Origin of the sequence: Haladaptatus halobius (assembly GCF_020618475.1) — an archaeon.
GTDB classification, from domain to species: domain Archaea; phylum Halobacteriota; class Halobacteria; order Halobacteriales; family Haladaptataceae; genus Haladaptatus; species Haladaptatus halobius.
Genome location: NZ_CP085335.1, coordinates 401383 through 421691, shown reverse-complemented (window position 1 = coordinate 421691; position 20309 = coordinate 401383). Strand labels below are relative to the sequence as shown.

At 63.4% G+C, this 20309-nt stretch carries 20 protein-coding genes and 2 pseudogenes; 9 read left to right on the top strand and 13 right to left on the bottom strand.

The genetic code is table 11. From position 1 onward, the window contains the following. Window positions 1-194 precede the first annotated feature (194 nt). Window positions 195-926 carry an alpha/beta hydrolase family protein gene (locus LIW51_RS02350; RefSeq protein ID WP_227375645.1) on the top strand — a complete coding sequence of 244 codons (732 nt, stop codon included), beginning with the start codon at window positions 195-197 and terminating at the stop codon, window positions 924-926. A gap of 25 nt (window positions 927-951) precedes the next feature. On the opposite strand, the gene LIW51_RS02340 is transcribed toward LIW51_RS02350, so the two are convergent. The 5 genes from LIW51_RS02340 to LIW51_RS02320 all read right to left on the bottom strand — a co-directional run bounded on the left by LIW51_RS02340 (window position 952) and on the right by LIW51_RS02320 (window position 4187). Next, complete coding sequence (locus tag LIW51_RS02340; protein WP_255766967.1) at window positions 952-1785, bottom strand: peptidoglycan-binding protein; 834 nt, start codon at window positions 1783-1785, stop codon at window positions 952-954. A gap of 3 nt (window positions 1786-1788) precedes the next feature. Beyond that, window positions 1789-1896, bottom strand: a complete 108-nt coding sequence (locus tag LIW51_RS02335) for a twin-arginine translocation signal domain-containing protein (protein WP_227375644.1) — start codon at window positions 1894-1896, stop codon at window positions 1789-1791. A 110-nt stretch (window positions 1897-2006) separates the two neighbouring features. Next, on the bottom strand, window positions 2007-2852 hold the full coding sequence (locus LIW51_RS02330; RefSeq protein WP_227375643.1) for an ABC transporter permease: 846 nt from the start codon (window positions 2850-2852) through the stop codon (window positions 2007-2009). Further along, window positions 2849-3784, bottom strand: coding sequence for an ABC transporter ATP-binding protein (locus LIW51_RS02325; protein WP_227375642.1), 936 nt, complete (start codon window positions 3782-3784; stop codon window positions 2849-2851). The genes LIW51_RS02330 and LIW51_RS02325 overlap by 4 nt, the downstream gene beginning before the upstream one ends. Next, window positions 3771-4187 carry a hypothetical protein gene (locus LIW51_RS02320; protein ID WP_227375641.1) on the bottom strand — a complete coding sequence of 139 codons (417 nt, stop codon included), beginning with the start codon at window positions 4185-4187 and terminating at the stop codon, window positions 3771-3773. Before LIW51_RS02320 ends, LIW51_RS02325 begins: the two co-directional genes overlap by 14 nt. Here LIW51_RS02320 and LIW51_RS39820 point away from each other — a divergent pair. Further along, entirely contained in the window at window positions 4165-4704 is a 540-nt protein-coding gene (locus LIW51_RS39820; RefSeq protein WP_227375640.1) for a hypothetical protein, read from the top strand. The genes LIW51_RS02320 and LIW51_RS39820 overlap by 23 nt on opposite strands. A 42-nt stretch (window positions 4705-4746) precedes the next feature. Here LIW51_RS39820 and LIW51_RS02310 read toward each other — a convergent pair whose 3' ends face one another. The 3 genes from LIW51_RS02310 to LIW51_RS02300 form a co-directional block, all read right to left on the bottom strand. Beyond that, window positions 4747-5361, bottom strand: a complete 615-nt coding sequence (locus LIW51_RS02310; RefSeq protein ID WP_227375639.1) for a DUF7344 domain-containing protein — start codon at window positions 5359-5361, stop codon at window positions 4747-4749. A gap of 339 nt (window positions 5362-5700) precedes the next feature. Beyond that, window positions 5701-5889, bottom strand: a complete 189-nt coding sequence (locus LIW51_RS02305; protein WP_227375638.1) for a hypothetical protein — start codon at window positions 5887-5889, stop codon at window positions 5701-5703. Between the two features lie 4 nt (window positions 5890-5893). Next, entirely contained in the window at window positions 5894-6139 is a 246-nt protein-coding gene (locus LIW51_RS02300; RefSeq protein ID WP_227376710.1) for a HalOD1 output domain-containing protein, read from the bottom strand. A 263-nt stretch (window positions 6140-6402) separates the two neighbouring features. Here LIW51_RS02300 and LIW51_RS02295 point away from each other — a divergent pair, with 263 nt between their 5' ends. From LIW51_RS02295 to LIW51_RS02285, 3 genes and pseudogenes are all read left to right on the top strand, one after another. Beyond that, on the top strand, window positions 6403-8205 hold the full coding sequence (locus LIW51_RS02295; RefSeq protein WP_227375637.1) for a S9 family peptidase: 1803 nt from the start codon (window positions 6403-6405) through the stop codon (window positions 8203-8205). A 369-nt stretch (window positions 8206-8574) separates the two neighbouring features. Further along, window positions 8575-9132, top strand: a complete 558-nt coding sequence (locus tag LIW51_RS02290) for a hypothetical protein (RefSeq protein ID WP_227375636.1) — start codon at window positions 8575-8577, stop codon at window positions 9130-9132. A gap of 27 nt (window positions 9133-9159) precedes the next feature. Continuing rightward, a pseudogene (locus tag LIW51_RS02285) lies at window positions 9160-9390 on the top strand (M48 family metalloprotease); the annotation flags it as partial. Between the two features lie 14 nt (window positions 9391-9404). Here the strand turns inward: LIW51_RS02285 and LIW51_RS02280 are convergent. After that, a pseudogene (locus LIW51_RS02280) lies at window positions 9405-9674 on the bottom strand (GNAT family N-acetyltransferase); the annotation flags it as partial. Here LIW51_RS02280 and LIW51_RS02275 point away from each other — a divergent pair. The 3 genes from LIW51_RS02275 to LIW51_RS02265 are packed head-to-tail and all read left to right on the top strand — an operon-like array spanning window position 9675 to window position 12295. Beyond that, window positions 9675-10469 (top strand): ABC transporter permease subunit, encoded by a 795-nt coding sequence (locus LIW51_RS02275; RefSeq protein ID WP_227375635.1) that lies wholly within the window; start codon window positions 9675-9677, stop codon window positions 10467-10469. It begins immediately after the preceding pseudogene. A 60-nt stretch (window positions 10470-10529) separates the two neighbouring features. Next, window positions 10530-11465 carry an ABC transporter ATP-binding protein gene (locus tag LIW51_RS02270; RefSeq protein WP_227375634.1) on the top strand — a complete coding sequence of 312 codons (936 nt, stop codon included), beginning with the start codon at window positions 10530-10532 and terminating at the stop codon, window positions 11463-11465. After that, the gene (locus tag LIW51_RS02265) at window positions 11462-12295 is read left to right on the top strand and encodes an ABC transporter permease (RefSeq protein WP_227375633.1); all 834 of its coding nucleotides are present in this window, start codon (window positions 11462-11464) and stop codon (window positions 12293-12295) included. The genes LIW51_RS02270 and LIW51_RS02265 overlap by 4 nt, the downstream gene beginning before the upstream one ends. Before the next feature lie 27 nt (window positions 12296-12322). Here LIW51_RS02265 and LIW51_RS02260 read toward each other — a convergent pair whose 3' ends face one another. The 3 genes from LIW51_RS02260 to LIW51_RS02250 form a co-directional block, all read right to left on the bottom strand. Then, complete coding sequence (locus LIW51_RS02260; protein WP_227375632.1) at window positions 12323-13372, bottom strand: NAD(P)-dependent glycerol-1-phosphate dehydrogenase; 1050 nt, start codon at window positions 13370-13372, stop codon at window positions 12323-12325. Window positions 13373-13377: 5 nt separating this feature from the next. Continuing rightward, a complete protein-coding gene (locus LIW51_RS02255) occupies window positions 13378-13515 on the bottom strand; it encodes a hypothetical protein (protein WP_227375631.1) in 138 nt (45 codons plus the stop codon). A gap of 326 nt (window positions 13516-13841) precedes the next feature. After that, window positions 13842-14831 (bottom strand): NAD-dependent epimerase/dehydratase family protein, encoded by a 990-nt coding sequence (locus LIW51_RS02250; protein ID WP_227375630.1) that lies wholly within the window; start codon window positions 14829-14831, stop codon window positions 13842-13844. Between the two features lie 105 nt (window positions 14832-14936). Here LIW51_RS02250 and LIW51_RS02245 point away from each other — a divergent pair, with 105 nt between their 5' ends. Then, complete coding sequence (locus tag LIW51_RS02245; RefSeq protein WP_227375629.1) at window positions 14937-15671, top strand: GNAT family N-acetyltransferase; 735 nt, start codon at window positions 14937-14939, stop codon at window positions 15669-15671. 49 nt (window positions 15672-15720) lie between these two features. Here the strand turns inward: LIW51_RS02245 and gltB are convergent, their stop codons facing one another. Beyond that, window positions 15721-20175, bottom strand: a complete 4455-nt coding sequence (gltB, locus tag LIW51_RS02240) for a glutamate synthase large subunit (protein ID WP_227375628.1) — start codon at window positions 20173-20175, stop codon at window positions 15721-15723. Window positions 20176-20309 lie beyond the last annotated feature (134 nt).

The following is a 20309-nucleotide window of genomic DNA, read 5'->3' as shown; positions in this document are numbered from 1 at the left end:
ACGCCGCGGAATCGACCGTCGCGCTCTGTCTCACCGGGCCGGGCGAACCCGCGGACGCGTACGCCACACCCCTCGAAAACGTCGACGGGGGAGGCGAGCCGACGCGACTTACGACGATTAACGCCGACCTCATAGACCATATCGAGACGCCGCAGTGCGAACGCGTCACGTTCGAGAACAGCGACGGCGACACCGTGGAAGCCATCGCGTATCTACCGTCGGATTTCGACTTCGACGACCCCGAACCGCGACCGCTCGTCGCCGCGATACACGGCGGGCCGATGGCCTACGACGCGCCGGGGTTCGGCTTCGACGATTGCTACTGGACGGGGCAGGGCTACGTCGTCCTCCGGGTCAACTACCGGGGGAGCACGTCGTACGGACGCGAGTTCAGCGAGGTTATCCGCGGCGAGTGGGGACCGCGCGAGAGCGACGACGTCATCTCGGGCGTCGAGTGGACTGTTCAACAGGGCTGGGCGGACAACGATCGGCTGTTCGTCACCGGCTTCTCGCAGGGCGGCGTCAACACCGTCCACGTCATCGCGCGAACCGATATGTTCGCGGCCGCCGCACCTGAACATGGCATCTACGACTTCTACTCGCTGTTCGGGACGGGTGACCTACACCACTGGTACGAAAACGACGTCGGCGTACCGTGGGAAGAACCGGACGCCTACCGCGCCATGCCGAGCATCACCGAAGTGGGAGAGGTAGACACGCCGACGCTCGTGACCGCAGGGGAGAACGATTGGCGCTGTCCTCCCACGCAGGCGAAACAACTCTACGTCAGCCTGAAAAAGCGGGGCGTTCCCGTGAAGCTCGTCGTCTATCCGGACGAACACCACAACATCGGCGCGCCGGAGCGCACCCGCCACCGCCTGCGGACGCTCACTGACTGGTTCGAGCGCCACGACCCAGCGCTCTAAAAGGAACTGCGAAGCCGCCGATTACTCAGTTGCCGATGTCGACGAGCGCCTGCCACGTGTTTGGGCCGACGATGCCGTCGACGGTGAGTCCAGCGCCGGACTGGAAGCTCTCGATGGCACCCTGCGTTTCCGGGCCATAGACACCATCGACGGCGATGCTGTGGCCTTCGTCGTAGCGCAGGTGGTGTTGAGCCGCGTAGGTCGGCCAGTAGGCGCTTCCGCTCTGCACCGTCACGATGAGCGCGCTCCACGTGTTCGGGCCGACGACGCCGTCCACGCTCAGCCCGTTTGCGGACTGGAAACTCTGGACGGTGCTCGTCACTTCCGAGCCGTAAATCCCGTCGTGGTACTGGAGGTTGTAGTCGTGGTGTTCCAGAAGATATTGGATGGAGTACACCGCCTCGCCTTGGTCACCGTTCGAGTAGATCGGCCAACTGTAGCCGCCACCGCCATCGCCGCCGATTCCGGGGAAGTCCTTCGACATGCCAGCGCCCGCGGTGACGTTCTGGCCGTCGTATCCGGGGAGGGAAACTGCACCGCCGTTTCGTTCGACTTCAAAGTGGAGGTGCGCGCCTTGGGCGTTCCCGTCCGCGCCCATTCCACCGATGTAGTCTCCCTGACCGACGTACTGACCGTGCGAGATGCCGAAACTGTTGAGGTGGCCGTACTCCGACACGTAGCCGCCGTCGTGTTGAATGTAGATGTAGTTTCCGTAGCCGCCGGGGTCTTCGGCCGTGTAGGCGGTTCCGCTGCGCGCCGCGTAGATGGGATGGCCGATTTCGCCGTAGTATCCGATGTCCACGCCGTAGTGGTAGCCGTTACCGCGCGGGCCGTACGGCGACGTGATGTAGCCGGTCATCGGCTAGACGAAGTCGGTCGCCGCGCTGGCGGTCGAGGAGATGATCGGGAGCGAGACCGCGGCCGCTCCGGCGGTACGAAGGAAGTTCCGTCGCGTGTGTTTCTCTTCCATGGCTGAACCCCAAATTACAACACGAATTAGTGAGTAAAAAGTTTTTCTAGTGTTTTAAATCAGTGATAATATGTTCGAACAAGAAAGGATTCAAAGAAGAACGGTGGCGTTTAGATGTCGGCGGCGCGGAACCTGAGGTAGCCCAAACTAACCGGAACGTCCGCCCACGCCACCAACAGGACGAGTCCAAACCAGTCGGCGAGGTAGAACGGTACGTCGCCGGTCGGCCCGATGCCGAGGACGGCGGTGGGCGACTCCGGCAACACCGCACCCATCGCGGTCACGTAGGCGGCGCTCGGAGTGAGTCCCGAGAGGAACAGCGCCCAGTTCGGGAACTCCTGCGGCGGAACGAGACGACCCTCCAGCAGGTAGAGGACGCCGATCGGTACGACGTCCCAGAGGAGTTCGAGCACGACGAACAGCCCGATCGCCATCGCGGTCGCGCGAGCACCCGACCCCGTCGTGGCCGAGAGGCCCACGACGATGCTGATGTAGGTGAACGCGTACAGCACCGTCAGCAGGACGAACAGCGCGTAATCGACCGGCGTGAAGGTGGCATACTTCGCAACCACCACGACCGCCGCGACGGCGAAGCCGAGGACGATGGGGAGCGCGAGCACGGCCGACCGACCGGCGAGCTTTCCGAGCACCACGTCGCGGCGCGAGTGGGGGTACGAGAGCATGAGCTTCATGCTCCCGCTCTCGCGCTCGCCGGCGACGGATTTGGCGGCGAGGACGACCGCCGTGATAGAGACGAACAGCGTGGCGGGCGCGGAGAGGAAGAACACAAGTCCGAGCGCCGAGAGGTCTCCGGCGTCGCCGCCGAGTCCGGGGAGTTCGGCGTAGAGGTACGCCATCCCCGCGGCGAAGACGACGAACAGCGCCGACAGCGCCCAGAGCGCCTTCGAGAGACGCGCGTCTTGGAAATCCTTGCGCGCGACGACCGCCCAGGTCATGCTGACACCTCCACCCTGGCGGTCGAGCGTCCGTCGGTGTAGGCCATGAACAGCTCTTCCAGCGACGTCTCCCCCGTGCTGAAGTCCTCGACGCCGACGCTGCGTTCTTCGAGCGTGTTCAACACCGCCGCCTTCGAGCGGGCTTCCAGTGTCACGGCGACCGCCGTCCCGCTTGCGGTGGCTTGCGAAACGCCGTCAACCGCGCGAACCGCGTCCAGCGTCGTCTCGTCCAACGGAGTATCGACGCTGACGGAGAGCGTCTGCTCGGTGCTGACGGTGGCGCGCAGTCCGTCGATGGTGTCGACAGCGACCAGTTCACCGCCCATCAGGATGCCGACGCGGTCGCAGACCGCCTCGACTTGTTCTAGGATGTGACTGGAGAAAAACACCGTCGCGCCCCGGTCGCGCTCCTCGTTGATTATCTCGCGCATCTCGCGGGCACCTTTCGGGTCGAGTCCGGTCGAGGGTTCGTCCAAGATGAGCAACTCCGGTTCGCCGACGAGTGCCATCCCGAAGACGAGGCGTTGGGTCATCCCCTTCGAGTAGCCGCCGACTTTCCGGTCGGCGGCGTCAGCGATACCGACGCGTTCGAGAATCGCCATCGGATCGTCGTCCGCACCTTTCGACTGGACGGCGAACTCGACGTGCTGGAGGCCTGTCAGTCGGTCGTAGACGTGGTAGGCGTCAGGCAGGACGCCGACGCGCTTTCTGACTTCGAGGCTCTCGCGCTGGGCGTCGTAGCCGAGCACCGTGGCGCTCCCGGCGGTCGGCCGGACGAAGTCGAGCAGTACGTCGATAGTCGTGGATTTCCCCGCGCCGTTCGGCCCGAGGAAGCCGAAGATTTCGCCCTCCTCAACGACGAGATCGACGTCGCGGAGCGCGGTCACGTCTCCGTACCGTTTGGTTACGCTGTTTAGCTCAATAGCAGCCATACAATTTATATGGGTCGTGACTATATAAAGCCAGATTGAATGCTACTGTCAGGCACTGAGCCACCCGAAATATCCGATATCGGCCCTCAGAAGAAACCGAACGAATCCTGCACGTCACGATAGCAGTCGAGGTACCGCTCCAGCAGGGTCGATGGTCGTACCGCGCGAACTCCTCGTTCTCCGTCATCTGCGGGAGGTCGGCGGCCTGTCGCTTGTACCGATGGCGCTCGGGGCCGTCGCCGACGACGACCGCGTGCCAACCTTTGACCCGGAGTTCGGCCAGCGCGAGCAGGAGGCTCTCCGGATTGGCGTCCTCGTCGAGGCGGCGCGAGTAGTCGATCTCGGCTCCCTCGACTACCTCTGTGTCGCGGATTGCGTCCATGTCGATGCTGTTCGGAATCACGCGGTCGTCGTCGGCGCTCGCGCCCAGTTCCCGAACGCGCGTCTTCACGGTCTCCGATGGCGTGATAACTTCGTCGGGCGCGCGCGGCCATCCGGAGACTCTTCGATGCGGTCACCGTGACCGCGGGCGGTGGCTCGTACCAGTCCACGACGAGAAGTGCGCGCGCGGGTTTGCTAGCCGTCTTCGCCGCCAGCACGTGTTTCGGAACCACCGCGGCGCGGATAACGTCCAGTTTCGCGCGGCGGAGCGCGCCAGGAATCGAGAGTGCGAATCGTCCCGACGGAGCCTCACCGGGCGGTTCGGTCGTCACCGCGCGGTACGTCACGCCCGCCTGCTCGAACGTCTCGTGGTCGCCGTCCCACCACCGGGCGCAGAAGACAAGCGTGTCGTGACCGCGACCGGCGAGGAGTTCCGCGGTACGCCGAAGTCGGCGTGTTGCTCCCGTCTCTTCGTGTTGGGCCGTCACCTCTGCGACGAACGCGACGCGCATACGCATCGCCACGAAACGCGAAAGTAAAAGTTTTCTTTCATACGGTTCGCACCGCGAACGCCCGCACCGTCACTGGAACCATCGACCGTCGCCGAACCCTAGCGCGAGGTCGGGCGTCGAATCCTGGAACCGTCGTTGCCAGCAGCGGTGGTCGTAGAAGTGCGTCATCGCGGTCATCCCGAACAGGACGAGAACGAACACCGATAGCTGGAACCCGGAGAACGGAACGAGACCGAGCCATCCGACGACGACCAACAGCGCGCCGACCCCCGAGAGAGCGAGATACAGCTTGTGCCATGGAATTGTCGTCTGCGAGTCCGTTGCGAGGTACAGTTCGAAGTTCTCTGCGCTGTCGGTGAACGACACCTCCTTCGATTCGCGGTCGTAGGAGACGATGCCGATGTTCTCCAGTTTCGGGAGATGCGTCTGATATAGCGCGCTGTACACCGATTTACGCTGTTCCGGCGTGACGTCTTCGACGACGGTGTTGTTCTCCCACGCCGCGATCTGTTCGGCGAGTTCCCCCAGTTCGACGGGTTGGCGCTCGCGGTTGACGTGATACAACACGTACCGACGGCGCAGATTCTTCACCGCGTCGTACACCTCCTGTTCTGAAAACGAACGCGACCGTGTCTGGTCGGACGACTGCGTCCGGTCGTGTGTCTCTTGCGTTGTCGTATTCATTCCTCCACCCCGATTACCGTCCGGACGCCGAGAAGCCGCATAAACCGACGACTCCGTTCAGTTCGTATCAACCGATGTCGCCGTCACGTGAACGGTTGTCCGGCTAGCAAATCCGGAATTGAACTGTTTTCCCGAGGACACGATACCTTCGGCCCCGCCGGCGTCGTTCCGCTTCCAGTTCCGTTCGTCACATCCTCCACGCGATGATACCGAGAATTGAACGGACTCGCTTCGTGACGGACAGAGTCACCGATCTCCCGACGAAAAAGAGGTGGAGCGCGTTCTCGTTAGGTGCCGGATACTCGACGGTAATGACGGCTAGAGACGCAAACGAGAACGTTATCGTCCGGATTCTTCGGACCCTTTCCGAAGATACGTGATCTCGACCATCACGTCCGGAGCGTCGCCCGAGCGGCGGAACGTCAACAAGCGGTCGAATCCGATTCCGTTTCGGGCGCTCACCTCGACGAGTTCGCTGAGACGCTTTTCGAACTCGTCCAACGAAAGCAGCTCCGGTTCGCCGGTCACGATCCTAGCACCCGGTGTCGTCGGAGGGTAGTCGCCGATTGTCGTCGAACACTTGCACCGTCCCGGTCGTATCAACGCGCACCGTACAGCCATGAAGCGGGAACTGCATCATCCCGATACCGGCCATCCCGTCCGCGCCGAACGAGTGGATGAGGGCTTCGAGCGCGTCACAATCGACCGTCTCCTGCAGCGGCGGCATCTCCTCCATCGGCGTATCGGTCACGTGGGATATCGCCTTGCTGATGGTGATGATGATACTGTCCGCCTGCCCTCTGTCGAACGAGAACTGATGTATCAGCTCTGAACCATTATTTGAATCGGAAGATGTATTCCTATAATATATTATTTATCGTAATTTGAATAGACATATAGGTTCTCCAAAGTCTGTGGCTTCGCATCTCCATCCTTTAAATAATATTAGAGGTAATATATCCTACTTTTTTTCGGGACGTTAAAACGTCGCCCGCTACCGCTTGCCAAAACACTTTCACACCCGAATCGAAAGGGAACACGATGGCGTACGATTTCGAGCGGTATCTAAACGTCCGAAGCGCGTACGGCGGTTCGTTCGGCCCGGACGGCGAGCGGCTGAGTTTTCTGCTGGACGTGACGGGCGTTCCGCAGGTGTGGCGACTGGACGACCCGGAAACGTGGCCCGACCAACTCACGTTCTACGACGAACGAGTCACCTTCGCGTCGTGGTCGCCCGAGCAGGACGAACTGATCTTCGGGATGGACGAGGGCGGCAACGAGCGCCAGCAGCTCTTCCGACTCGACGGCGACGGCGAGATCATCACGCCCCTCACGGAGACGCCGGACGCCAAGCACCGCTGGGGCGGTTGGAACTCGGACGGGTCGCGGTTCGCGTTCGCGTCCAACCGCCGAAACCACGCCGTCTTCGACGTGTACGTGCAAGACCGCGACGAAACCGGAGGCAACGCCGAATTGGTGCACGAAGGAGACGGCTGGCTCTCGGTCGCGGGGTGGAGTCCGGACGACGACCGACTCGCGGTGGTCGAATCGCACTCCTCGTTCGACCAAGACCTCCACGTCCTCGATATCGAGTCGGGTGACGTCGAACATGTCACCTCGCACGATGGGAACGTTCGATACCGGAGCGTCAACTGGGGGCCGGACGGCGACGCGCTCTACCTCGTCACGGACGAGGGGAGCGACACGACATACCTCGCGCGCCTCGACCTCGATTCGGGAGATATCGAGGTCGTCGAAGAAGGCGGCGAGTGGAACGTCGACGGCGTCACGCTCGACGAGAACACGGGGCGACTGGTCTACTCACGCAACGAGGACGGTTACACCGAACTCACGGTCGGCGAGTTGACCGGCGAGACGACCATCCGCGAGTTCCCGACGCCGAACCTCCCACGGGGCATCGCGGGCGGCGTGAGCTTCGACCCTGACGCGGAGCGGTTCGCGGTCACCGTCACCGGAAGCACGACCAACGAGAACGTCTACGTGGTCGAAACCGAGACCGGCACCGCCGAACGCTGGACGGACGCCTCCACCGCCGGAATCCCGCCCGAAACGTTCGTCCGCCCGAAACTCGTCCACTTCGAGAGCTTCGACGACCGGGAGATTCCGGCGTTCTTCTCTGTGCCGGAGGACGCGACGCCGGGCGAGACGCCCGTTATCGTGGATATCCACGGCGGGCCGGAGTCCCAGCGCAGGCCGTCGTTCAGCCCGACCAAGCAGTACTTCCTGAATCGCGGCTACGCCGTCTTCGAGCCGAACGTCCGCGGCTCGTCCGGATACGGCAAGGAGTACTCCCATCTGGACGATGTGGAAAAACGGATGGATTCGGTGGCGGATATCGAGGCGGGTGTCGAGTGGCTCCACGACCAGCGCGTCGTCGACCCTGACCGCATCGTCGCCATGGGCGGCTCGTACGGCGGGTTCATGGTGCTCGCGGCACTGACCGAGTACCCCGACCTTTGGGCCGCCGGGGTGGATATCGTCGGCATCGCCAACTTCGTCACCTTCCTGGAGAACACGGGTGACTGGCGGCGGGAGTTGCGGGAAGCCGAGTACGGGTCGCTCGAAGACGACCGGGAGTTCCTCGAATCGGTCAGCCCTATCAACAACGTCCGGAGCATCGAGGCTTCACTGCTCGTCCTCCACGGTGAGAACGACCCCCGCGTCCCGGTTGGGGAGGCGGAACAGATAGCCGATGAGGCCGCCGAACGGGGCGTTCCGGTCGAGAAACTGGTCTTCCCGGACGAGGGGCACGGCTTCTCGAAACTGGAGAACCGCATCAAGGCGTACACGACGATAGCCGAGTTTTTGGACGAACACGTCTGAGACGAGGACACCAGCCGACGTCTCCTATGGCGAAGGTTTTATAACCACGTGTACTATCGTTTCTCCTCATATATCAGATAATGTCAATTCACTGGCGCTCTATTATCTGTGGATTCTACTGCTCGTCGGCGCGACTGCGGTGTTCGCGTGAGGCACCCGAATCGTCCTCTGGAACAGCGATGCGAAGCGAGCTATCGGCCGTATCACGGCCGTCTCGCAGTTCGGCTACATCGTTCTCTGCGCGATACTCTTCGTGATGAGCCTGCTGCCCGGCGTCGGCGACTCGTTACCGACCGCTCTCGAACTGCCGATTCTCACCGTCCGGTTCAGCCGACTACTCGTCCTCCTCACCGTACTCGCGGTCAGCCCGTGGTTCGTCACGGCTTGGTGGTGTACCTCATTTCGTACGCCGCGGTGCAACGAGTCCGCGGCACCGACGAACCACTGCGCTCCGCCACTCGGCGGTTTTCGGCCGATTACGCGGTGAGCGTCGGGGTTCGGCTCCACCTCTGGTGGCTCGCCGAATCCGCACCGGCGAGGCTCGCGGCTGGCCTCGTTGTCGGTATTGCGTACGCCGCCATCGGTGCGGTAGAACCCTTCATCGTCGAACTGGCGAACGAAACGGGGGAACTCAACCCGGAAGAACGCGCCCGTATCGGGATTCGAGAGGACGGAATTCGAATCGCAATACTGGAGACCGAACGAACGAAAATCGCGAGCGGCTTGGCGGTCGGTATCCTATTGGGATATCGGGCCATCTATCCGACGTCGTATCTGCTGTCGGAGCTCGCGCCGGAAGCCGTTTCCGCGGTCGTCGAACACGAGCGGGCGCACCATCGTCGGCACCACCTTCGACTGAAAGTGGCGCTCGTGAGCGGGGCACTCGCGGTCGCGGTGGCCCTGCTGACGACGAACGTCGGGTACTGATTCCACTGCCTCGCGCTCGCCGTCCCGTTCTGGCTCTTTTTCCGTGCGCTGTCCAGACGGTTGGAGCACGATGCGGATCGATACGCCGCCCGAGCGACCAGCGAGTCGGCGATGTCCAACGCGCTCGTCGACCTCACGGAGTTGAGCCTCTTTCCCCGGAGCGTCGGTAGGACGAACGAACTGCTCTCGACTTATCCGTCCGTCTCGCGACGACTCGACCGAATCCGGCCCGGTTCCACGGCGACGGGCAACGACTGACGACGACGAACGATCTACAACGCTTTCTCGTACACGTACTCGGCGACGCCGAACCCCTCCGCTTCGCGTTCCTTGATGCGTTGGAAGCCGCGAGATTCGTAGAATCCGACGCCGACTTCGTTGTCGGCGAAGACGCTCAATCGGAGTCGTTCGACGCCCCCGTCGCGCAACCGTCGCTCGACGCGGTTGAGTAGCCGGGTGCCGAGACCGGAGCCCCACTCGTTCGGGAGGACGTAGATGCGGACGAGCAGTGCGACGTTCCCCTCGTCCGGAACCGGCGCGACGTGGACGAAGTCGACCGAACCGTCGCGCTCGTCTCCCTCTACGTGGTGGTGTTGGCGCTCAGCGTCTACGTCGCTCCGTCGTACGTCACCATGACGAACGTCCTTCGGCTCGTCTCGATGATCGGAATCTTCATCGTTCCCATCAGTGCCCTGATTATCGCGTACCTCTCCATCGCCGGGGAACGCGAGTCGGGGAGCATCAAATACCTTCTGAGGCTTCCGAACACGCGTCTCGACCTCGTCGTCGGGAAGTTCGTCGGCCGCTCCCTCGTCGTCACCGTCGGGTTAGTCCTCGCGTTCGGCGTCGCTAGTGCGTTCGACGTGGCGATGCTTGACTCCGTCGATTTCGTCGTATTCGCACAGTTCTTCTTGTTGCTGTCGTTCTTCACGGTTACGTACATCGGCATCGCGGTCGGTCTCTCGGCGGCCTGCGCGTCGCGGTCGCGCGCAATGGCGAGTTCGGTCGGCGTGTTCTTCGTCTTCAACGTTCTCTGGACGGTACCGCAGATCTCACCGTCGAAAGCGCTTCAGTTCGTCACCGAGGACACGCTCGGGCTGAGCCTCAGCCCGCAGATATACGAGTTCGTCTACCTCGTCAGCCCTCCCTACGCCTTCCAGCGCGCCGCGGGGCTCGTTTTCACGGAGCATCCGATCTACTTCTTCCGCACGCTCGGACGGAACGCGACCGTCCCGTTCTATCTCGAAGAGTGGTTTATGCTGGTCGTGCTCGGTGCGTGGCTCGTCGTCCCCCTCGTGCTCGGCTATCTGTCGTTCGACCGCGCCGACCTCGGATGACCGTGCCGTGGTATGTCACGTCAACGTAATTTTAAATGGAAGAGGCTACAATCGGAGGTTATGGCCGCCATCCGAACGAAGTCCCTGACCAAGCGATTCGGCGACGTAGTCGCCGTCTCCGACCTCGACCTGACCGTCGAGGAAGGGGAAGTCTTCGGTTTCCTCGGCCCGAACGGGTCGGGGAAGTCGACGACCATCAACATGCTATTGGACTACGTCCGACCGACCGCCGGGAGCGCCACGGTGCTCGGCTACGACGCCCAAGAGGAGACGCAAGCGATCCACGAGCGCATCGGCATCCTCCCCGACGCGTTCGATCTCTACGGGCGCCTCTCCGGGCACAAGCACATCCAGTTCGCCATCGACTCGAAAGATACCGACGAGGATGCAGCCGATATCTTAGACCGGGTCGGTCTCTCGGCGGAGGACGCCGCTCGCCCTGCGGGCGACTACTCTAAAGGGATGCGCCAGCGAGTCACCCTCGGGATGGCGCTCGTCGGCGATCCCGACCTGTTGATTTTGGACGAACCCTCCTCAGGGCTCGACCCCCACGGCGTCCGCGAGATGCGCGAGATCATCCGCGCGGAGGCAGACCGCGGCACCGCCGTGTTCTTCTCCAGCCACATTCTCTCACAGGTCGAGGCGGTCTGCGACCGCGTGGGAATCATGAATAAGGGCAAACTCGTCACCGTGGACACCATCGAAGGATTGCGAGAGGCGACCGATTCGGGCGCGACGATGGAACTCACCGTCGATAGCATTCCGGATCTGGCGCTCACGGAGGTCGAGGGTGTGACGAACGTCGCGGTCGACGGCGACCGAATCTCCGTATCGTACACCGAATCGAGCGCGAAAGCGAAGGTCATCAACCGTGTCGAAGAGGCCGGGGCGAGCGTCACCGACATCACGACGAAGGAGTCCTCGCTCGAAGACCTCTTCGAAACCTACACCACCCAATCCGACAGTCAGCGGATCGAATCGGAGGTGGAAGCATGAGTTGGGCGGTCGTCGCGCGCAAGGATTTTGAGGACGCGGCGCGCTCGAAGATGCTCTGGGCTATCACCGCCCTGTTCGTGCTGACGACGGCGGGCGGGATGTACGCGGCCGGCGTCGTACTCGACCAGCAGAGGGCAAGCGAGGCGCTGCAGTGGCTCGGCGCACCGGCGGCAATGATAGTTCCGCTCGCCGCGCTCGTCGTCGCGTACCTCGCCATCGCGGGCGAACGCGAGTCCGGGAGCATCAAGATACTGCTCGGACTTCCTCACACCCGGCGAGACGTGGTGCTCGGAAAGCTGCTCGGCCGCGCGACCGTCGTCGCCGTGGCGACCGTCGTCGCGTTCCTCGCGGGAGCAGTCGTGTTGCTCGTCCAGCACGGCTCGCTTCCGGTCGTCGAGTTCGCCCTGCTCGGCCTGAACACCCTGTTCTTCGGATTGGTGTTCGTCGGCATCGCCGTCGGCTTCTCGGCGATGATGGCGACCCGGTCGCGGGCGATGGCGGGCGCGATAGGGCTGTTTTTCATCTTCCAACTAATCTGGGATTTCGTTCCGCTGGGCGTCTACTACGTCGTCGAAGGAGGAATGCCGACCGTCATGCAGGGACTTCCGGCGTGGTACTTCTTCGTTCAGATGATAAACCCGAAGAACGCCTACTCGACCCTCTCGACGCATCTCGTAAATCCGAACACCGCGACCCAGATCGAGCAGATGCTCGGCGGGGACATCCCCTTCTATCTCCAAGAGTGGTTCCTGGTGGTCATCCTCCTCGCCTGGCTGGTCGTTCCGGTCGCGCTCGGCTACTGGCGGTTCCAGCGCGTCGACCTAGGCTGAAACCGACCGAACCCACAAAATAGCCGACTAAATCACACCGGTTCTTTCCGCCGCCTCGACGGCCGCGGCCTCGTTCATCCCGTTTCCGAGAATCGTGTAGCGGTCGCGGATTTCGTGGGCCGTCGTGAGCGCCTCGACGACGGTTTCGGCGTCGACGCCGAGTTCGTCCGCCGTCGTCGGCGCGCCGAGGGTCGCCAGCGCATCGCGGATGCCGCGCCAGTCGCCGCCGTGGAGGTACTCCATGACGATGGAGCCGACGCCGACCTGATGACCGTGGAGTGCTGCGCCGGGCGCGATTCGGTCGAGTTTGTGCGAGAAGAGGTGCTCCGCGCCGCTAGCCGGACGTGAGGAATCGGCGATGCTCATGGCGACGCCGGAAGAGACGAGCGCCTTGGTGACCACCCATGCCGATTCTTCGAGGCCGGGTCTGATGGAACCGGCGTTGTCAACCAGCATCTCGGCGGTCATCTCCGAGAGTGCGGCGGCGTACTCGGAAAATTCGACGTTCTGGAGCCGATTGGCGAGTCGCCAGTCCTTGACCGCAGTATAGTTGCTGATGATGTCGGCGCAGCCAGCCGTGGTGAGTCGCCACGGCGCGTCGGCGAGTATCTCCGTGTCGGCGACCACCGCGAGCGGCGGTTCCGCGGCAACGCTGTGTCTGGTGTCCTTCTCCGGAACCGAGCCGCGACCGCTGACGATGCCGTCGTGGCTCGCCGCGGTCGGAATCGAGACGAAGCCCCGGCCCAGTTCGTCGCTCGCCATCTTGGCGATGTCGATGGCCTTCCCGCCGCCGACGCCGACGAGGTAGCCCGCGTCCACCTCGCGGGCCGCCTCCATGACTCGCTGGACGACGGCAAAACTCGCTTCCTCGATGACGACCGTCTTCACGTCGATTTCCGCGTCCTCGAACTGCTCTACGACGCGCTGGCCTGCCACCTCGTTGGGCGTCGGGCTGGTCACGAGGAGGGGGTCGCCGTGGAGGTGTAGCTCGGATATGGCGTCCACCGTTTCCGAGAGAACCCCGTGGCCCACCACCACGTTCCGCGGAAGACGTATCCACGTCGTTTTCTCGAACATACCTCTCATTCGTCTAGGGACTGTGAAACCAGTTCCGCTCCCGCGACGAACGAGGGGACTGCGTTCGGGCGGGGTCGGTGCTCCGGTTCGTCCTCGGCGGTCACGAGATTCGGAGTGCACCAGGAGGCACGTCTCCCGAGCATATGATTTTCGGATCCGTAACACCGCTTTCACTGTTCCCCCCCATTCTGAAGTAAAGCGGACGACGTAGGCGAACTGTAGATACATGTATACCATCGAACTATCTGTTTTCGGCATGGTATCTCGCTGGTATCAACTCGGGTTGTTACTCGTCGTGTTCGGAGGATTCCTCGCCACCAACAGCACCGGGTTCTTCGCGGAATCCGGGATTTGAGTGATGTTTCTCGGCTTGCTACTCGGTATCGGCGGGGTGCTGCCGTCGGAACCGTCATCGACCTGAACTGCTGAGACGAGCCGTTCTTCCTCAACAGAGGTCGATACGCCCCCCTCAAATCGTCTCTAAAACACCGAGAACTCGCTCTTCTTTCTCGCGTCCGGGGTCGTGCTCGCTCCCGTCGCGATCGCTCTCCAGATGCTCGTCGACGGTTCGAGCCATCGCTTCCTCGACGGGCGTCGAATCCCACCCGAGCGAAGCGAGTTTGTTCGTATCGAGGACGTGCGGGTAGTCCCGGTAGAGGACGTAATCGTCCACCGAGAGACCCGCCGTGGATAGTTCGCGGTCGCTGGCGTGGACGAGTTCGACCGAGGTGTCGAAGGTGTCCGCGATGAGTCCGACCATCTCGTCCATCGTGACGAGTCGGCGGTCGCCGACGTTGTACACCTCGCCCGGTTCGCCGCGCTCCGCGACGATTCGCAGGGCGCTCGCCACGTCCTCGACGTAGGCGCGGTGCCAGATGTTCTGGCCGTCGCCGGGCACGAGCAGTCGGTCGTAGTCGTTCACGCGGTCGAGCCAGAAATCGAGGCGCTGGGTGTAGTCGTGGGGGCCGTAGACGATGCACGGGCGGACGCTCATCGCGTTCACGCCGCGCTCGGCGGCCTCGAAGACGGCACGGTCGCCCCCCGCCTTCCGCGGGCCGTAGGTGTCGTGCGAGTCGTCCGTGGCCTGCTCGGACGTGCAGTCGCAGAGTTCCGTCTCGCCCTCGCGCTTGGGAATCTCCTCGCTCGCGTAGGCGCTCCCGCTGGAGATGTAGACGTAGCCGTCCACGTCCGCGAATATCTCCGTCGCGGCGCATACGTCGTGCGGCTTGTACGCCACACAGTCCACGACGATGTCCGGATCGACCGTCTCTGCGGCCCGTTCGAGGGCCGTGTCGTTCGTCCGGTCGCCCTCGAAATGGTCGACGCCCTCGGTCTCTGCGAAGGGGTTGTCGTGATTGCCGCGATTGAAGAGGGTCACGTCGTAGCCGTCGTCCAGCAGGTCGGTCACGAGGTGGCGACCGATGAATCGCGTCCCCCCAATGACGAGTGCAGTATCCATATCGGGACACGCACGTACTGTGGCAAAACGCTACCGAAGGCGGAAGGTGGCCGGGAGGACGGTGGCCGGTACAATGTTTAACTTCCGCGCGGGAGTAGTCTACATATGCAGGTACGCGAAGCACGAACCGAAGACATGTCCGGTATTCGAGATGTAGCGTCACGGTCGCTCGCGTCGACGTACAGTCACTTTTTGGACGAGGACGTCATCGACCACGCCGTCGAGGAGTGGTTCTCCGACAAGAGCCTCGAATCCGAGTTCCAGAGCCGCGGGATGCTGTTTCTCGTCGCGCTCGAAGGGGGCGACGTGGTCGGTTTCACGCAGAGCGACATGCTTCCGGACGTTCCGGAGGGCAACATCCTCTGGCTGCACGTCGACCCTGACTACCGGGGCGGGGGCGTCGGAACCGCGCTCCTCGGGCGAACGCAGGAGGTTCTCACGGAGAAAGGCGTCAAGACGCTTTCGGGACTAGTGCTCGCCGACAACGAGGTGGGCAACGAGTTCTATCGGGAACACGGTTTCGAGAAGGTGAGCGAGCGAACAGCGACGATCGGCGACCAAACCTACACGGAGAACGTCTACACGGAAACCGACAAGACGGTGCTGGAGCCCCGAGAGGTCGAAGGTCAAACCCTCTACATCAACCGCGCAGAGAGCAGTCGCGGCTCGAAAGCCCCGTTCTTCGTCGTGTTCACCGACGAGGCGGCCAAGAACCGCTACGGGTACTTCTGCTCGAACTGCGAGTCGTTCGACAACTCGATGGACAGCATGGAGCGAATCGAGTGCAACAAGTGCGGAAACAAGCGTAAGGCGACGCGGTGGGACGCGGCGTACCTTTAATCGTCCACCCCGTCTCCGTCGTCCGACCGTCTTCGATGTCCGACCGTGCTCAGTCGTCCGAGACGACTTCGTACCCCGACGACTGCCCGCCCGCCGACACCGAACTGGGCGGCGAGGTGCGAACGTCCTCTTGGCCGTCCACGATGGCACGCCGGTAGGCGTCGGGCATGACCTTCACGAACCGTTCTTTCGCCGTCTCCCAGTTCTCCAACAGCGCCCGCGCCTTCTCGCTCCCGGTGCCGGCGGCGTGATTCTCGACCAAGCGCCGGAGCACGGCCTCGTCGCGGTCGTCCAACTCGTCCGAGAGCGATACGGTTCCGTCGTTGACGTTCTCCTCGAACGTCCCGCCGTCGAGGACGTAGGCCACGCCGCCGGTCATCCCGGCGGCGAAGTTCTCGCCGGTGTCGCCCAACACGACCACTACGCCGCCGGTCATGTACTCGCAGCCGTGGTCGCCGACGCCCTCGACGACCGCTTTCGCTCCGCTGTTTCGGACGCCGAATCGTTCCCCGGCGACGCCGTTGACGTACGCCTCGCCCGCGGTCGCGCCGTAGAGTGCGACGTTGCCGACGAGGACGTTTTCGGCGTCGTAGCCCGCGTCATCGGGCGTCCGCACGACGATGCGACCGCCGGAGAGACCCTTGCCGACGTAGTCGTTCGCGGCTCCGGTCAGGAACAGGTCGACGCCCGACTGGCAGAACGCGCCGAAGCTCTGGCCCGCGGTGCCTTCGAGGCGGCAGGTGATGATTCCGTCGGGAAGCCCCGACGTGCCGTGTTTCGCAGAGATGCGCCCCGAGAGCAGCGCGCCGACGGCCCGGTCGCGGTTCGAAATCGACCGTTCGAGTTCGACCGCTCGCCCGTCGTCGAGGGCGGGGCGGGCGGCGGCGAGCAGGTCGCGGTCGAAGTGTTTTTCCAGTTCGTGGTCTTGCTCCCGCGTCTTGGTTCGTCCGTCGGAGTCGTCGGGAGCGGCGAGCACCGACGAGAGGTCGAGATGTCGGGCCTTCGGGTGGGTCGTCTCGCGCTGGCGAAGCGCGTCCACGCGCCCGACCATCTCCTCGACCGTCTCGAATCCCAGTTCGGCCATGTACTCGCGGAGTTCCTGCGCGATGAACGTCATGTAGTTCACGACGTGGTCGGGTTCGCCGGGGAAGCGCGCCCTGAGGTCTTCGTCCTGCGTGGCGATGCCGACCGGACAGGTGTTTTCGTGGCACTGGCGGGCCATCACGCACCCGCTAGTGACGAGACTCGCCGTGCCGAAGATGTACTCCTCGGCTCCGAGCAAGGCGGCGACGGCCACGTCTCGGCCGGTTTTCAGACCGCCGTCGACGCTGACTTTGATGCGCGAGCGAAGCCCTGTCTGTCGGAGCATCTGGTTCGCTTCGGCGAGGCCGAGTTCCCACGGGAGTCCGGCGTTCTTGATGGACGTGCGCGGACTCGCGCCGGTTCCGCCGGAGTGACCCGAGATGTGGACGACGTCCGCGTTGGCCTTGGCGACGCCCGCCGCGATGGTTCCGATGCCCGCCTCTGAGACGAGTTTCACGTTGATGTCGGCTCCGTCGCTCGCCGCCTTCAGGTCGTAGACGAGCTGTTTCAAGTCCTCGATGCTGTAGATGTCGTGCTGCGGCGGCGGCGAGATGAGACCAACGCCAGGAGTGGCGTGGCGGACGTGGGCTATCGTCTCGTTCACTTTTTTCCCCGGTAAGTGGCCGCCTTCTCCCGGTTTCGACCCCTGCGCCATCTTTATCTGGAGTTCGTCCGCCGCTTGGAGGTATCGGCTCGTGACGCCGAACCGTCCGCTGGCGACCTGTTTCACCGAACATTCGCGTTCGGTGTCGAATCGCTCGGGCGGCGAGCCGCCCTCGCCGGTGTTCGCCTTCCCACCGATTCGGTTCATCGCCACGGCGTTGTTCTCGTGAGCTTCGGGCGACAGCGAGCCGAGGCTCATCGCCGCCGTCGAGAAGCGTTTCACGATGTCCTCTACGGGTTCGACTTCGTCGAGGGGAATCGACTCGCGCCCGTCGGCGTCGAAATCGAGCAGTCCCCGGAGCGTCTGAAGTCGTTCTTGCTGGTCGTTTATCGCGCTGGCGAACTCCCCGTACTCCTCGTCGCTCTCCTGCCTGACCGCGCGCTGGAGCGCGCCGACCGTCTTCGGGTTCCACTGGTGATAGATACCGTTCGAGCGGTGTTCGAACTCGCCCTGTCGGTCGATGCTCGACTCGTCCTCGAACGCCGCCTCGTGACGCGCGAGCACGTCTTCTTCTATCTCCTCGATGCCGATGCCCTCGGTTCGGTTCTCGGTGCCCTCGAAGTACTCCGCGACGAACTCGCCGTCGAGACCGACCGCCTCGAACACCTGCGCCCCTCGGTAACTTTCGACCGTCGAGATACCCATCTTCGCCGTCGTCTTCAGCAATCCCGCCTCTAGCGCGGAGACGTAGGCCTCGACGGCCTCCGATTCCTCCGCGCCGTCCGGCCCCGCCACCAGATCCGCGATAGTCTGGTACGCGAGGTAGGGGTTGACCGCTCCCGCGCCGTAGCCGACGAGGGTGGCGAGGTGATGGACGGTTCGGGGGTCGCCGGATTCGACCACGAGTCCGGTTCGGGTTCGAAGCCCCTCCCGGACGAGGTGGTGGTGCACCGCGCCGGTCGCCAGCAGGGACGGAATCGGAGCGCGGTTGTCGCCCGTCCTTCGGTCGGAGAGGACGACGATTTCGGCGCCGGTTTCGACCGCGGCGCGAACCTCGCGTCTGACTCGGTCAATCGCCTCTCGGAGGTCGGTTTCGGGGTCGAACGTGATGTCCACGACCTCGGTCGGGAGACCCGCCTCTTTCACCGTGGCCAGCTCCGGGTCGGTCAGTACCGGCGAGTCGAGGACGAGCTGTCGAGCGTGGGCCGGCGACTCGGAGAGGAGGTTGCGCTGGCGACCGAGCCGGGTTTCGAGGCTCGTCACTAGTTCCTCGCGGATGTAGTCCAACGGCGGGTTCGTCACCTGCGCAAACAGCTGTTTGAAGTAGGAGAACAGCGGGCGGTCGAACTCCGAGAGCACGGAGAGCGGCGTGTCGTCGCCCATCGACCCGACCGGGTCTTTGCCGTCGTTCGCCATCGGTTCGAGGAGTTCGGTCAGTTCGTCGTGGGTGTACCCCCAGACCACTTGCCGGGCGCGAAGCGACCCCGGTAGCTCGTCGGGGGTGGGGTCGGCGACGTCGGGTAGATATAGTTGCTCTCGCTCCACCCACTCGGCGTACTTCTCGTCAGTCAGGTCGTCGAACACCTCTTCGTCGGAGACGACCCGTCCCGCCTCGGGGTCGGCGAGGAAGAGCTGTCCGGGCTGGAGACGACCGCGCTCGACGATCTCCTCGTCGGGGGTGTCGAGCGCACCGGCTTCGCTCGCCACGACGAGTCGGTTATCTTCCGTCACGTCGTACCGGCAGGGTCGGAGACCGTTTCTGTCGAGCACTGCGCCGACGCGCTCGCCGTCGGTCGCGGCGACGAGAGCGGGGCCATCCCACGGTTCGACCAGCGAGGCGTGGAAGTCATACCACGCTCGTCGGTCGCCGTCAGTACGCTCGCGCCACGCTTCCGGCACGAGCATCCGGAGGGCGTGTGGCAGGTCGCGGCCGTCCTGTAAGAGGAGTTCGAGGACGTTGTCGACGATGGCGGTGTCGCTCTGGTCAGCGTGTGTGACGGGCGTGATACGGTCTACGTCCTCGCCGAGGCGCTCGCTCTCGAGGTCGGTCTGGCGCGCCGCCATCCAGTTTACGTTCCCCCGGATGGTGTTGATCTCGCCGTTATGAACGACGCGACGGTAGGGGTGTGCGAGGTGCCACGCGCCGAGCGTGTTCGTCGAGAACCGTGCGTGGACCATGGCGAGGGTGGACTCGAACCGCTCGTCTGCGAGGTCGGGGTAGTACCGTGGGAGCTGCTCGCCCGTCAGCAGTCCCTTGTAGACCAGCGTCTTCCGGTCGAGCGAACAGACGTAGAGTTCGTCGTCGCGCGTCTCGACTTCCTTCTCCAGGACGCGCCGCGCGACGTACAGGCTTCGGTCGAACGCTTCGGTCGTCCGATCCGTCGATGGCCGGATGAAACACTGAACGACCGCGGGTTCCGAATCGAGCGCCGTCTCGCCGAGGTCGGCGTTGTCGGTCGGAACCGCGCGCCAGTGGAACACCGTCAGTCCCTCCGCCTCGAAGACCTCCTCGACGATTCGTCGCAGTTCGCGGCGGACATCTTCGTCGTGCGGGAGAAACAGTTGTCCGACGGCGTACGTCTCCGGAAGGTCGCAATCGAGTTCCGCCGCGAAAAAGGAGTCCGGTCGTTGGACGAGGATGCCGGCACCGTCTCCGGTGTTCGCTTCCGCACCCGTGGTTCCGCGGTGTTCGAGGTTGGCGAGCAACGAGACGCCGTCGGATACTATCTCGTGGCTGGCGTCGGCATCGAGATCCATGACGATACCGACACCACAGTTCGACCGCTGGTCAGTCGGGTCGGCGAGTCCGTGAGTCATTGTGTGACCGCATGGCTAGGCGGTATAAGAGATTACTCCTGAAGGTCTAAATGAATGCTATTGTCAATACTATCACCTTATATAGTGAGTAAACGATGGAATAGCACGGAGATAGTAACCAAAATAAACTGTTT

What these genes read in the sequence shown, in the direction of transcription:
- LIW51_RS02340 (WP_255766967.1), bottom strand. Translation starts at nt 1,785, where the DNA reads ATGACCGGCTACATCACGTCGCCGTACGGCCCGCGCGGTAACGGCTAC.
- LIW51_RS02335 (WP_227375644.1), bottom strand. Translation starts at nt 1,896, where the DNA reads ATGGAAGAGAAACACACGCGACGGAACTTCCTTCGTACCGCCGGAGCG.
- LIW51_RS02330 (WP_227375643.1), bottom strand. Translation starts at nt 2,852, where the DNA reads ATGACCTGGGCGGTCGTCGCGCGCAAGGATTTCCAAGACGCGCGTCTC.
- LIW51_RS02325 (WP_227375642.1), bottom strand. Translation starts at nt 3,784, where the DNA reads ATGGCTGCTATTGAGCTAAACAGCGTAACCAAACGGTACGGAGACGTG.
- LIW51_RS39820 (WP_227375640.1), top strand. Translation starts at nt 4,165, where the DNA reads ATGTCGATGCTGTTCGGAATCACGCGGTCGTCGTCGGCGCTCGCGCCC.
- LIW51_RS02310 (WP_227375639.1), bottom strand. Translation starts at nt 5,361, where the DNA reads ATGAATACGACAACGCAAGAGACACACGACCGGACGCAGTCGTCCGAC.
- LIW51_RS02295 (WP_227375637.1), top strand. Translation starts at nt 6,403, where the DNA reads ATGGCGTACGATTTCGAGCGGTATCTAAACGTCCGAAGCGCGTACGGC.
- LIW51_RS02270 (WP_227375634.1), top strand. Translation starts at nt 10,530, where the DNA reads ATGGCCGCCATCCGAACGAAGTCCCTGACCAAGCGATTCGGCGACGTA.
- LIW51_RS02265 (WP_227375633.1), top strand. Translation starts at nt 11,462, where the DNA reads ATGAGTTGGGCGGTCGTCGCGCGCAAGGATTTTGAGGACGCGGCGCGC.
- LIW51_RS02260 (WP_227375632.1), bottom strand. Translation starts at nt 13,372, where the DNA reads ATGTTCGAGAAAACGACGTGGATACGTCTTCCGCGGAACGTGGTGGTG.
- LIW51_RS02255 (WP_227375631.1), bottom strand. Translation starts at nt 13,515, where the DNA reads ATGCTCGGGAGACGTGCCTCCTGGTGCACTCCGAATCTCGTGACCGCC.
- LIW51_RS02250 (WP_227375630.1), bottom strand. Translation starts at nt 14,831, where the DNA reads ATGGATACTGCACTCGTCATTGGGGGGACGCGATTCATCGGTCGCCAC.
- LIW51_RS02245 (WP_227375629.1), top strand. Translation starts at nt 14,937, where the DNA reads ATGCAGGTACGCGAAGCACGAACCGAAGACATGTCCGGTATTCGAGAT.
- gltB (WP_227375628.1), bottom strand. Translation starts at nt 20,175, where the DNA reads ATGACTCACGGACTCGCCGACCCGACTGACCAGCGGTCGAACTGTGGT.